At 47.0% G+C, this 12,483-nt stretch carries 10 protein-coding genes and 1 other RNA gene; 6 read left to right on the top strand and 5 right to left on the bottom strand.

All coding sequences use genetic code 11. From position 1 onward, the window contains the following. The first annotated feature begins 5 nt into the window (after positions 1 to 5). Both T320_RS13595 and T320_RS13600 read left to right on the top strand, forming a co-directional pair. The gene (locus T320_RS13595) at positions 6 to 1,040 is read left to right on the top strand and encodes a virulence RhuM family protein (protein ID WP_037356974.1); all 1,035 of its coding nucleotides are present in this window, start codon (positions 6 to 8) and stop codon (positions 1,038 to 1,040) included. A gap of 113 nt (positions 1,041 to 1,153) precedes the next feature. Further along, entirely contained in the window at positions 1,154 to 2,182 is a 1,029-nt protein-coding gene (locus T320_RS13600; protein WP_231465908.1) for a restriction endonuclease, read from the top strand. A gap of 68 nt (positions 2,183 to 2,250) precedes the next feature. On the opposite strand, the gene T320_RS13605 is transcribed toward T320_RS13600, so the two are convergent. The 3 genes from T320_RS13605 to ssrA all read right to left on the bottom strand — a co-directional run bounded on the left by T320_RS13605 (position 2,251) and on the right by ssrA (position 4,813). Continuing rightward, a complete protein-coding gene (locus T320_RS13605; RefSeq protein ID WP_037356977.1) occupies positions 2,251 to 3,900 on the bottom strand; it encodes an RNA-binding domain-containing protein in 1,650 nt (549 codons plus the stop codon). A 133-nt stretch (positions 3,901 to 4,033) separates the two neighbouring features. Beyond that, positions 4,034 to 4,297, bottom strand: a complete 264-nt coding sequence (locus tag T320_RS13610; RefSeq protein WP_037356980.1) for a hypothetical protein — start codon at positions 4,295 to 4,297, stop codon at positions 4,034 to 4,036. A 176-nt stretch (positions 4,298 to 4,473) separates the two neighbouring features. Continuing rightward, positions 4,474 to 4,813, bottom strand: a transfer-messenger RNA (tmRNA) gene (gene ssrA / locus T320_RS14315). 173 nt (positions 4,814 to 4,986) lie between these two features. Between ssrA and T320_RS13615 the strand changes: the two genes are divergently transcribed. Continuing rightward, on the top strand, positions 4,987 to 6,972 hold the full coding sequence (locus T320_RS13615) for a methyl-accepting chemotaxis protein (protein ID WP_037356984.1): 1,986 nt from the start codon (positions 4,987 to 4,989) through the stop codon (positions 6,970 to 6,972). 242 nt (positions 6,973 to 7,214) lie between these two features. After that, positions 7,215 to 8,168, top strand: coding sequence for a magnesium transporter CorA family protein (locus T320_RS13620; protein WP_026760149.1), 954 nt, complete (start codon positions 7,215 to 7,217; stop codon positions 8,166 to 8,168). Positions 8,169 to 8,191: 23 nt separating this feature from the next. Here the strand turns inward: T320_RS13620 and T320_RS13625 are convergent, their stop codons facing one another. Then, on the bottom strand, positions 8,192 to 9,259 hold the full coding sequence (locus tag T320_RS13625; RefSeq protein WP_231465909.1) for an AbrB family transcriptional regulator: 1,068 nt from the start codon (positions 9,257 to 9,259) through the stop codon (positions 8,192 to 8,194). A gap of 128 nt (positions 9,260 to 9,387) precedes the next feature. On the opposite strand from T320_RS13625, the gene T320_RS13630 reads away from it, so the two are divergent. Next, positions 9,388 to 10,005: a DedA family protein gene (locus tag T320_RS13630; RefSeq protein WP_037356990.1), complete on the top strand. Its 618-nt coding sequence runs from the start codon at positions 9,388 to 9,390 to the stop codon at positions 10,003 to 10,005. A 72-nt stretch (positions 10,006 to 10,077) separates the two neighbouring features. Here the strand turns inward: T320_RS13630 and T320_RS13635 are convergent, their stop codons facing one another. Beyond that, entirely contained in the window at positions 10,078 to 11,028 is a 951-nt protein-coding gene (locus T320_RS13635) for an Rpn family recombination-promoting nuclease/putative transposase (RefSeq protein ID WP_072024024.1), read from the bottom strand. Between the two features lie 271 nt (positions 11,029 to 11,299). Between T320_RS13635 and T320_RS13640 the strand changes: the two genes are divergently transcribed. Beyond that, on the top strand, positions 11,300 to 12,457 hold the full coding sequence (locus tag T320_RS13640) for a hypothetical protein (RefSeq protein WP_037356993.1): 1,158 nt from the start codon (positions 11,300 to 11,302) through the stop codon (positions 12,455 to 12,457). Positions 12,458 to 12,483: the final 26 nt, after the last annotated feature.

Here is a 12,483-nt window from a genome sequence, read left to right on the forward strand (position 1 = left end):
GGCAAATGGAAAAAGCGAAAACGAATAAGGCAAATATCCGCAACAGCACAGTTGATTTTTTGGTATTTACCAAAGATGCCGGGGCTGACTCCATCGAAGTCCGCGTGCAAAACCATGATGTGTGGCTGACGCAGAAGGCTATGGGAGAGCTGTTTGATGTTGACCGTAGTGTTATTGGTAAGCATCTGAAAAAAGTTTTTGAAGATGGGGAATTGGATGAGGGTTCAACTTGTGCAAAAATTGCACAAGTTGCAGATAACGGTAAAACATATCAATACAAGTTCTACTCATTGTCAGCAATTATTGCTGTTGGGTATAAGGTGAATTCTCAGCGTGCTATTCAGTTCCGTCAATGGGCTACAAAAGTTTTGGACACCTTTGCCAAGCAAGGCTATGTGCTGGATAAGAATCGCTTGGTTAATGGACAGATTTTTGACGAAGATTACTTCGACCATCTGATTTCCGAGATTCAGGAGATTCGCGCCAGTGAGCGGCGTTTCTATCAGAAAATCACGGATATCTATGCTACAGCGGTTGATTACACGCTGGATAGCAAGACAACGCGAGAGTTCTTTGCCACGGTGCAGAATAAAATGCACTATGCTGTCCATGGCAGTACCGCCGCAGAACTTATCATGCAGAGGGCTGACCATAAAAAGGAACATATGGGACTGACATCATGGAAAAATGCCCCTGACGGCAAAATCGTAAAGGCTGATGTGTCGATTGCCAAAAACTATTTGGCTAAAGAAGAAATGCAGGAACTTAACGAGATTGTCACAATGTATCTGGACTATGCCACCCGCCAGGCTCGCCGTCATATTCCCATGACCATGGCTGATTGGGCAAGCAAACTGGACGCTTTCCTGCAGTTTAATGATGCGGAAATCCTACATGATAAAGGCAAAGTATCAGCGGCTATAGCAAAAGCCTTCGCTGAAAGTGAATTTGAACAGTACAGGGTGTTGCAGGATAAAGCCTATGTCAGCGATTTTGACAGGCTGATGATGGAAGCCGATAATACATTGCAGGACAAATAATCAGCAAATGATATATTAAGACGAACAGGCTGTGAAGCTGCGGTTTGAATATCCGTAACTTTACAGCCTGTTTTGTAGAGGAAAGGCAGGAAAAAAGAGGATGACAGAGAATTATGCTTAAGAAGATTATTGGAGGAGGGAAGGATATAATTATGGAAAATGAAGAAAGCAGATTTTGGGGAATACATACTTTGAATGATAATCTGTTTCTTAAAGATAATATCATTGCAGTAGGCTGGCCGAAGATGGGGGATCTTGCCTTAGTGGAAGCGAACAGAGAGGCATTTAAGGAAAAATATGTGCAGGTTTATCCTGAAGCTAAGAAGGGGAACATCGCGACTAGTGCGGGGATGCTTTATCGATTTTGCCATGAAGTGCAAATAGGGGATTATGTTGTATTTCCATCCAAGATTAATCGCGAGGTAAATATTGGTGTGATAGAAGGTGAGTATAGTTATGATTCCACACAGGAAGAATATGTACAGACTAGAAAAGTTAAGTGGCTGAAACATATGCCGCGTATGGCATTTTCGCAAGGAGCACTTTATGAAATTGGTTCGGCTATGACGTTTTTTAGTGTGAAAAACTATGCAGAAGAGTTTTTGGGGGCACTCAATAACGAATTCAAGAAGTCTTTATCTTCAGATGCCGAAGATGAGAGTGTCGGGGCAACCGCTGATGATATAATTGAAAATACGAAAGACTTCATCCTTAAAGAGCTTAGCCGTCAATTAAAAGGATATGATTTAGAGGAGTTTGTGGCTGACCTCTTAGGTGCGATGGGATATCGAACGATAGTTTCTCCACATGGAGGAGATAGCGGTATAGATATTACTGCGTATAAGGATGAATTGCCACCACGAATTTTGGTGCAGGTTAAGAGTCAGGATAGCGATATTAAGGAAGCAACGATTCAGTCCCTAAAAGGTGCTATGCGTGAGGGGGATTATGGGTTGTTTGTTACGCTGTCTAATTATACGAAAAATGCTCAGAAGTATCTTGAAACCACGCCGATAATTAGGGGGATAAATGGTACAGAGCTTGTCGAGTTGATATTGAAATACTATGATAATTTGAGTGTCAAATATAAAAAGATGATTCCGTTGAAGATGGTTTATATTCCGATATCGAAGTCAGAGTAAAATGTAAATAGTAAACAGAGGAAGCGAGTATGTGTGTTTATAGGCACATGCTCGCTTCCTCATTGAAGTTAGCAAACAGGTTTGTAGTGGGAAAATTTCCCTTTCCCTTCCAAAACAAGCAAGCCGTTTTCTTTCAACCGATTTAACAGCCGATAGGCCTGTGCAGGGGAAACGTGTAAAAGGGAGGTGATATCTGCCCGGGTCACGTTTCCTTTTTTATTGGCTAGTTTCATAATTTGCTGGTTGTAATCGGCGTAGTCCGTGATGGGTTCTTTGACTAAGTGGTTTTCGCAGGTGGGCACTTTATAGGATTGACCGCTGAAGGTATAATAGATATCTTTCCTCCGTTGGCTGGTTTTTATCATTTTTTCCGCAGTCAGGGTTTCCAAGGTGTTTTCTAATTTGTAAGTGGGGATGCCTGTGTGAGCAGAGATTTCCTGACATGTCAGAAGTTGATTTCCTTTTAGCTGGCTGAGCACCATCAATTCATAAATGGTGAAGTCACGGTGGAGTTGTTCCTGCTTCTTGGTCAGCAGGCGGATAAAATTCTTATCTGGGCGGCTGGCCGGAATGTAGAGGCGTACGTTATCCGTATTGGAATTGCTGTAATCCGGAAGCATTTTTCCGTAGCGCAGGCTGCCGGCATAGATGCGGTCAATGCCGCGGCCAGAGCGCTCGGCAAGGCCGATGCGTTTCAGACAGTCAGCCAGCACAGGATTACGCCCGTGCGGTTCGGCGTCAAGGAGTTTGTCATAAGTGACACCCTGAATGAAACCGCCTGGGTTGCTGATGGTGATGCCCTCACGTTCAATGAGCACACGAACTCGGCCAAGCAAGGAATAATCCCGGTGACTGTAGGCGTTAATCAATGCTTCGCGAAAAGCTTGGGGAGCATAATGGGGAATGGGCACGCGGAACATGCCTACGTCCATTTCATCTTCCTGATTGATGGTGGTGAAGTAATTGTTGATTTTTTCAATACTGGCCAGCAAGGGCAGTGTGTAGGTTTCGTTGATGCGAAGCTGGCCGTTATCCATAATTTGTAGGGAAGATTCAGCGGTGGGGATAAGTTCCTGCAAGCGTTCCTGACGGCCGATAAGGAGCATACCGGTAACGGTGGGCACGTAATCTTCGCCGACTTTGGCGACAAGCCGCAGGGCTTTGTCCAGTTCCAAATCATCCAGTTCCAATAGTGTGGGTTCGCCATGATAGGTGCGGATGATGTTGCGCAGGCGTTCACGTTCTGTAGCATCAAGGTCATGGCGTGTAGTATCAGGCAAAGTTTGGGCAGAGAAATCGAGCAGAGAAAGGCTGGACAGACGGTGGGGAATTTCGTAAGGATAGAGAGGCACATTTTCCGGCGTGTGGTCAGCCTTCAGCCTGCGGCGCTGAATTTTTCCTGTAGAGCTGGCAACGATGGATGTATATTTCGGTACGCTGATTTTCAGCACTTGCAGGTTCTTGTCGGTGAGAATGGTTGCCCGCGTGCTGACCGGGGGGACGGTTTTGTTAGCAATAAAAGCGGTCAGCCGTGTGATATCCTGATGGCTGGGATGCAGCCCAGTCACGGTACCGTCATCTTCTATGCCCAAGTATAAATCACCGCCTTCGGTGTTGGCGAAAGCGACCACTGCATCAATAATGTCATTGTCCGGCAGGGGCTTTTTATCGCTCTTAAATTCAATGGTCAAAGTTTCTGTATTGGGAAAAGTACACATGCTAATCGCCTCCTTTACGCATATTCTAACACACGCGTGCGTTAAAATCAATTCAATAAACGCACGCGTGTGTTTAGCGTGTAAAAGAAAACGGGGATATGACCATGGATTTCATAGTCACATCCCCGCTTTCTTAGCGAGCCTGCGGCGGCAGCTGCTTTTTATCCTGCTGCGGTTTTACCGGCTTTTCGTTAGCCGTTTTCTTATCATGTTTTTTGAAGTCCTTTTTCTGCGGTTCAGCTTTGTGGGGCTTCACATCTTTTTTGCTATGCTGCTGTTCTGCGGCGATAGGAGCCTTGGGAGCCGGTGCCTGGCTGGCGTTGGCAACACTACCTGCGAGGCCGGCGGAGAATGTCGTTACGGCTAAAGCGGCGGCTAACATAAATTTCTTATTCATAGAGGGAATCTCCTTTCAAGATAGATACGGTCATCCATGTCTTTCTGTTCCATGGCTACTATCTTACAGGCGGATTCTTGGAATAGTGTAAGATTTTGATTATATTTTGGTTAAAAATGCAAATCAAAAAGGCGCTGACATGTCAATTTGACATGTCAGCGCCTGTATCTCCATCTTGGTGGAGGTGAGGAGAATCGAACTCCTGTCCGAAATACATCCACATCACAAGGCATTATCGCAATAGCTGGAGGATGCCAGCATCATAGGCGCGTTACTCTGGGAATCAGAGTTCTCCACCACCGTGTTTTGCGAAAACACGGAAAACTGCTGCGCTTATTTGAAACCCTCAGCCCTGCCCGCAGCTAGTGATACCGAGGGGGCTACTAAGCACAAGGCTTAGGCAGCGTATGCGTAATCGAATTCGTCAATTACATTTAGCGGTTAAGAGTTAGGCTTCATAACCATTGGCCTGCGAACCTCGTGGCTTCAATACCCCGTCGAGACCATTACACCCCCGAATGAGGTTTAATGTTTTATAAGTATATCATTTTTAATGTAAGAAGACAAGAAAAATATATTTTTGACACGATAAGATTTAGCAGGAGATTTTTGGTCGTGTGTAGAAATAATTGACTCAAATGGTTGTTTCCTCATGGCAGATGTGCGGAAATTTTTAAAGGAGTGAAAACATGGGAATTAAGCAGAAGTTCATCCTGCTGGCAGGTATTGTAGGCGTAATCCTGATTGTGGTTTCGGCTACGGGTTACTTTACCGCTTATGATAACCTGTCGGATGCGGTGAACGGTGAGATTACGGCGAACGTCAGTACCGAGCGGGAAAGCGTGGATGGCTGGCTCAAGGATAAGGCCCGGTCCGTTACCGCGCAGGCGAATTTGATGACGGATATGGAAAAGAGCGGGCTCGAATTTGACAACGAGGACATGCAATACTTTTTGAGTGTGGCAGCTTCGGATAAGGATATTCAGGAAATGACCCGTGGTGACGAGGATGGCATGTTCCTGCCGTATTACAGCCCGGATGAAACGGGCAAGACTGACCCGCGCAAGCGCCCTTGGTATTCGCAGGCACGGGATGCCGGCAAGACCGTTTACACGGAGGTTTATACCAGCAAGAGCACCGGTGACCTCGTGGTGTCGGCAGTGGCACCATTCTATGGCGAGAATAAACAGTTCCGCGGTGCTATCTGCGGCGATATTACGTTGACGGTGCTCAAAGACCAGGTGCAGCGCATTAAATACCATGACCAGGGTATCGGCTATATTATTGAAAAGACCGGCAAACTGCTGGCTACCTCCGGCAAGGAACAGCCGATGTCCGAAGCCAAGGACATCAAGGGGGTAGGTGAAAAGCTCGATTCCATGTTCCAGAGCGGCAGCGGCTATTTCACCTATGATGATGCCGATGGCGTAAGTCAGCTTTGCGCTTATACTACGGTGCCCACCACAGGCTGGCTTATTGCTATGGCTGTGCCGACGGATTTTGTCTTTGCACCGATTCATCGTATGCGGATGATTTATGGCGTACTGATTGTAATTGGTTTCTTGCTTGTAGCAGGTATCTGCCTCACCTTTGCTACCCGTATCACCAAACCCATCGTGGCGCTGGAAGGTCAGGCTGCACAGCTCGCCGAGGGCAATCTGCGGGTGGATAAACTGCCGATTACCACGAGTGATGAAATCGGCTCCATGACCAATGCCTTCAATAAGATGCAGCAAAATCTCCATGACCTTATCGGGAAGATGGCGGCAACCTCTGAACAGGTGGCAGCCGCTTCCGAAGAACTTACCGCCAATGCCCAGCAGTCGGCAGATGCCGCCGTGCATGTGGCAGAAACCATTGGGGAAGTATCGGCAGGTATGGAGAAGCAGTTGGTGGATATTGACGGTGCCAAGAAAAATGTGGACCTCGTCTTCAACGACATCACGGCGATGACGGAAAAGACCAAGAAGGTTTCGGAGGCTTCGATTAATACTTCTGATGCGGCCAAGCAGGGCGAACTCCTCATGAAGGATGCGACCACGAAGATGGCCCATATCGAAACCAGCGTGATGAATTCTGCAGATGTGGTGCGTACGCTGGGCGAAAGCTCGCAGCAAATCGGCCAGATTGTAGAGGCCATTTCCTCCATTGCCGACCAGACCAATCTGCTGGCCCTCAACGCGGCTATCGAAGCTGCCCGGGCCGGTGAACATGGCCGGGGCTTTGCGGTAGTAGCGGACGAAGTGCGTAAACTTGCCGCTGAATCGCAGGAATCGGCCGAACAGATTAAGGCACGTATTCAGACTATCCAGCAGGATACGGCCCATGCCGTGGCGGCCATGGAAGAGGGCAAGACGGAAGTTCAGCTCGGGGCCAAGGCCATCAAAGATGTGGGCGAGCAGTTCCAGGATATCATGGGACAGGTTAACGGCATCAAGACGCAGATTGATGAAATCACTTCTTCGGTTAACTCGGTATCTTCCGGTGCCGGCAATATCGTAGAAGCGGTGGATTCCATCGACAGTGTCAGCCGCAAGACTGCTGACCACACTTCCTCCATTTCGGCGGCCACGGAAGAACAGTCGGCTTCCAACGAGGAAATCGCGGCAGCTTCTCAGTCTTTGGCGCATCTTGCTTCGGATATGCAGGCAGCCATTAATAAGTTCAAATTATAATGCTGACAGCAGATTTGACAGGTCAACTTTGACCTGTCAAATTTTTGTGGCAAAAATTGACAAATAGATGTATAATCAAACGTGGTAAATTTTTCGACAGAAAGGCTGGTGAGGATAATGGACGATCACCCTGATACGGCAAACCCAAAACGATGCACTTTTACAAAAGGGAGAGCGCGTGCCATTATCCTTACGGCTTAAGATAAGCGGCATGGTGCTCTCCATATAGAGAGGAGATATCCATGTTAAAGATTTACAAATCCATGGAGAGCGGTCCACTGCAGGAGCTGACCTTAAAGACGCTGGAAAAGGGAGCTTGGATTAACATTGTTGACCCTACACCTTATGAGCTGAAAGTCGTCAGTAACCTTACAGAGGTTGACCCGGACTTCCTGCGCTCCGCACTGGATGATGAGGAACGCTCCCATACGGATATCGAAGACGATTCCGTCATGGTCCTGACCAATGTGGCGGTGTACCGGGGCGGGGACAGCTATGATGCTTTGCCTTTGGCTATTATTGTCAGCGAGGATTACATCATCACCGTTTGCTTGGAAGAAACGCCGGTGATGTCGGAGTTCAACGAACGCACGGCCAAACTCTTCCGTACCTACAAGAAGACCCGCTTTTTGTTCCAGATTCTCTACAAATCCGCTACGTTCTATCTGCGCTATCTGCGCCAGATAAGCAAGCTCTCGGACGACATCGAGAATCAGCTGCGCCATGATATGAAGAACAGCGAAATCATGCGTCTGTTGGAATTGCAGAAGGGCCTGACCTATTTCAATGCCGCCATCCGTTCGAATGGTGCAGTGCTGGATAAACTTCTGCGCATGCGGAAAAGTCCTGCCTTGACGCCTATCCTCAAGGCCTACGAGGAAGATGAGGATTTGCTGGAAGACGTCATCATCGAAAACAAGCAGGCCAAAGAGATGGTGGATATGTACAGCAAGATTTTGGCCCGCATGGCAGATACCTTTGCTTCGGTTATCGCCAACAACCAGAACCGTGTGATGAAATTCCTGGCGGCAGTGACCATTATCTTGGCCATTCCGACTATGGTCTCAGGGTTCTTTGGCATGAACGTGCCGGTTCCCTTTGAGGACAAGGCGGAAGGCTTCCTGTATGCGTCCTTGATTGCCTTGAGCATCAGTACCGCAGGAGCGATTGCGCTATGGAAAAAAGATATGTTTTGAAAAAAGACCAGTTGTCCTGAAGTTCAGGATAACTGGTCTTTTTGATGCGACAATTTTCGGTGATGGGAGAGAATCAGCCGCACGATGGCGGGATAGCAGAGCATGATGAAGAGGAGGCGGGTGAGCTGATAGGCGGTCATGGTGGAACTGTCGGCACCGACCACCAGAGCGGTAATGCCCATTTCGGCAAGTCCTCCGGGAGCGGTGGAGAGGAAGGTGGTGGCAATATCTGACGGAGTGAGCATGGAGAGCAGCAGTCCCATGCTCATGGATACGGCCAGCACCAGCATTACGCTGCCTATGAGAACCGGCCCCATGCCGTGGTATTCCTTGATTTTTCGCAGGTCAATGCTGCTGCCGATATAACTGCCCACACAAATCTGCGCCATGTTGAGATAATGCAGGGGAATAACTGGTGCATTATCACCGGATGCTACAATAAAAATCGCCGTGAATAGCAGCGGCCCTAAAAGCGTGGCCGTGGGCAGTTTGATGCGTTTGCCAATCAGAGCACCGGCTATAGCCACCAATGCAAAGGCCGGTATACTTCCCGTCGGTTCCGTCGTAACGGCATGCGCAGCGGAATTTGCCGCAGGCAGCACATGAATGGCCAGAAAGGGAATCACGAACACCACGGACAACATCCGCATGGTCTGCATGATGGTGACGGCGGTGAGGTCTGCTTCCTTCATTTCCGCTGCTAGAATAACCATCTGGGATAACCCGCCGGGCACGCAGCCCAAAAGACAGCTGGTAAAATTGATTTTCGTATGGCGGAACATCAGCCAAGCCGAAAAAATTCCCGCGCTGATGGTGACGCAGGTGGCCAGCAGCATAAAGGGCAGCTGGTTCAGGATAGCCTGCCCTGTTTCCACGGTGAAGGGCCGTCCCATGGAGTAGCCTAGAGGTATCAGCGCGATATTGCGGATGAGAAGCGGCCAGCCAAGGCGGCGCTTCAGGATTAGTGAGGTGAGGGAGACTGCCAGAATAGGCCCCAAAGTCCAGGGCAGGGGCGCATTTATCAGGGACAGCACAAAGCCGCCGCAGGCAGCAACCAAAAGGGTAAAGAGGAAATCTTTCAAACTATGCACGTTCTTTCTATAAATATGTACTTGTTATCCTAGCATCTTTTATTCGCGCTGTAAATGGCACAAATTTTTATTGCTTATTGCTTCCTTCTAATGTTATAATAGCGCAAGATACGAGAAAGGAGATTGTAATGGAACAGTTTTCAACGATTTTTCTGGAGTTCATCGCTTCTTGGGGATATGTGGCGGTGGCTATTCTTATGGCAGCCGAAAATGCCTGCATTCCCATTCCGAGTGAACTCATTTTGGGCTTTGCCGGATATTTGATTTTTGCCGACCAGATGACCTTCACCGGGGCACTGATTGCTGGTATGGTGGGCGGTATGGCCGGTTCCATCTTTGCTTATGCTGTGGGGCACTACGGCGGCCGTACCTTCGTGGACAAGTACGGACATTATTTCTTTGTCAAAAAATCCCATGTGGATATTGCGCAGAACTGGTTTGATAAATACGGCCTCAAGGCGGTATTCTTCAGCCGTATGCTGCCGGTAGTCAGAACCTTCATTTCCCTGCCCGCGGGCTTTGCCCATGTGGATATGAAAAAGTTCCTGACGCTGACTTTCCTGGGCTCGCTCCCGTGGACGGCACTGATTCTCTTTGCTGGCATGATGCTTGGTAAGAGCTGGGAGATTATGCTTAAGGTCGGCCATCAGGCCAGCCTGATTTTCGTCGGTGTCTGCGCCTTGATTATCGTTGTGATGTACCTGCGCTATCGTAAACGCAAGAAGCAGAAACAGGTTTTTGAATAAAGGACTATAGCGAAAAAATAATAAGCCATCTTCAAGGCGCCTTGAAGATGGCTTATTATTTTTCGCTTAGAGTTAGTTCTCATTTTGACAGAGCTGTTCGACTTCATCCCGGGTTAAATCAACCAATTCCAGAATTTCATCAATAGATTTGTTCTTTGCCAGCATACGCATAGCTGTGCGGCGGTCAGCATTTTTTTCTCCTTCCGCAATTCCTTTAGCCCGGCCTTCTTCCATGCCTTCTGCACGGCCTTCCGCTTTGCCTTCTTCAATCCAGGCATCTTTATCGGATTCATAGTCCATGATGGCCATTTCGCGATTCAGGTAGTCGAGGCGTTCCTGCCGGTTCTGCATAAATATAGCGGCTGCGTCCAACGCAGTCTGAATAGCAGCTTCATTCATAGCCAGTTCCTCCATTTCTTTGGCATCCAGTTTGTTGGAGAAGTAAGCCAGCCAGCGCTCCACACTGGTCATTTCGCTGATGGGCTTTTTCTGGAACTTGGGGACTTCGAGGAAATGCAGTTCCATGTCTTCGTTCAAGCGGCGGCCGGTTTCCTGGTTGTAAATGCTGTACATGGAGTGTGCCGGCTCACCAGGGAAAATCGTGTAGCGCAGGATGTTGATGGTGATGGACGGTTTCAGATTCTGATACTTTCCGCCCTTGGCCAGGTTCATCAGGTACATCTGCGACCAATAGTAAAGGGTGCGGCGTTCCATGTTTTTCTTGTCTACAATCTGGACTTCCACATCAATCTGCGTGCCGTTCTCGGTGACGCAGAAAATGTCCAAACGAGTGAGTTTGTCGTCATCATAGAGGGGGACAATTTCGCTGTTTTGGAATTGAATGTCCTTTATGGCCTTGGCCTCATGCCGGTCAAGGACAGCGTTGAGAAAGTCGATGGTGACCTGCTTCCGCTCATCCTTGCCAAAGATGAACTTGAACAGGACATCGTTCATGGGATTGTATTTCTTGTTGGCGATATCGTTTTCAATAGCCTGTTTGATCAGGTCTTTGGGGTAGGTCATGGTAAACGCGCTCCTTTGGGTTTCTAATTGGATTATACCATGAAATGGAAGAATTTTCAGCAACAAATCGAAGGCCTTTGACAACATAAGAATATAGGGGGACCTGTATCTATCTTAGCATGTGCAGTAGGTCGTTGATGGAGCGTTACAGAAATTTGTGATGCTAGGCAGGAATTGCATAATCAACAACGAATATAACAACACAAAGTTATGCGGAGGATTTAGCTTGTAAGAGGATATAGGGAGAACTTGACGGAAGGGAGGGCAAGTTATGAATCTCGACCGTTTTCATAAAAAAGGAAAATATAGGAGTGACTGGTTGCAAGGATTTGATGCACCTGAAGTGGAAAAGCCAGATTATGCGGCAGAGCTACGTCTGTCTGATGCAGAAATTCAATACAAAACACAAAAATACGTGGAGCATTGTGATGAGCTTGAGAAAATATTTCAAGAAAAGACTTCTTTGACGGCTGTTGACCTTGGTTTTCTAATGGTTGCGGCATGTTTACAGACACTTCGGTGGGCAATGGTAAACAATGCTGTTGGCCGAGTCGATAATGCAAAACAAGGTGAAAAGTTCGTAGAAGGTATGAAAGACTATTTTCCGGCCTCTGTGGAACAGTTGATTATGGACCATCAAGTACCTTATGATATGGTGAAAAGGTCTGACCGCTTTATAAAGATATATGATGGAGAATCTACGGGACTTTCAGGAGCTAATCATCGTGTTAAAGCACTTGGACATGACCCTTTGGCTGGTTTGCTGTTTGGAACGGCAAATATTGCAACGAATACTCTTTCCGTAAATGATTGGTCACAGCTGTTTCCGTCATATCATGTTAGAAATGGCGAAATAGATGGTAAGACGGATATTTATCATATTTTGGAGTGGTCAGGAAATCTATTGGCGGATAAACCTGAAGTTGTTGGTGCTTCATTTATAAAGCAAATAATTCATTGTGGGACAGATGTGTTTACTAAGCAGGGATTGCCTGTACCTATAATTAATACAATTTCACCAGAAATATCTCGTTTCCTTGTGGGGAATCAAATTGATTTTTATAGTGTAACACGTGGCGCTATGTTGGCTATATTGATAAACAAAATTATTGAAATGTGTCATCGTTTGTTCTTTAATCCGAATGAGGATAAAAGACTTTATGAAGTAAGGACAAGAAAAATTATTTTGTATTCGAATACTTTATCATCAGTATTGAATATTGGCGTTGTAGGCTTGACAAAGAATATAAAGTATCTTGATGTTGGAGGATTGATGGTGACTTTATGGCTATTCTTGAATGATAGAAAGAAAATACAAGAAATACGTAGGCAGTTTATTCGTAAAACAATCGAGGGCGAATTAGCCAAGAAGGAAGAGAAGGCTCGTGAGAGGCTGGCTAGATTAGGAGTAGATGTAGAATCATTATGAGGTAGGATGCTTAAAGAGAGGAGAAT

The organism is Selenomonas sp. FC4001 (assembly GCF_000701565.1).
Taxonomy (GTDB): Bacteria; Bacillota; Negativicutes; order Selenomonadales; family Selenomonadaceae; genus Selenomonas_A; species Selenomonas_A ruminantium_B.

Bases quoted from the DNA above. Each gene is read 5' to 3' on its own strand.
- T320_RS13595 (WP_037356974.1), top strand. From the start codon at position 6: ATGGAAAAAGCGAAAACGAATAAGGCAAATATCCGCAACAGCACAGTT.
- T320_RS13600 (WP_231465908.1), top strand. From the start codon at position 1,154: ATGCTTAAGAAGATTATTGGAGGAGGGAAGGATATAATTATGGAAAAT.
- T320_RS13605 (WP_037356977.1), bottom strand. From the start codon at position 3,900: ATGTGTACTTTTCCCAATACAGAAACTTTGACCATTGAATTTAAGAGC.
- T320_RS13610 (WP_037356980.1), bottom strand. From the start codon at position 4,297: ATGAATAAGAAATTTATGTTAGCCGCCGCTTTAGCCGTAACGACATTC.
- T320_RS13615 (WP_037356984.1), top strand. From the start codon at position 4,987: ATGGGAATTAAGCAGAAGTTCATCCTGCTGGCAGGTATTGTAGGCGTA.
- T320_RS13620 (WP_026760149.1), top strand. From the start codon at position 7,215: ATGTTAAAGATTTACAAATCCATGGAGAGCGGTCCACTGCAGGAGCTG.
- T320_RS13630 (WP_037356990.1), top strand. From the start codon at position 9,388: ATGGAACAGTTTTCAACGATTTTTCTGGAGTTCATCGCTTCTTGGGGA.
- T320_RS13635 (WP_072024024.1), bottom strand. From the start codon at position 11,028: ATGACCTACCCCAAAGACCTGATCAAACAGGCTATTGAAAACGATATC.
- T320_RS13640 (WP_037356993.1), top strand. From the start codon at position 11,300: ATGAATCTCGACCGTTTTCATAAAAAAGGAAAATATAGGAGTGACTGG.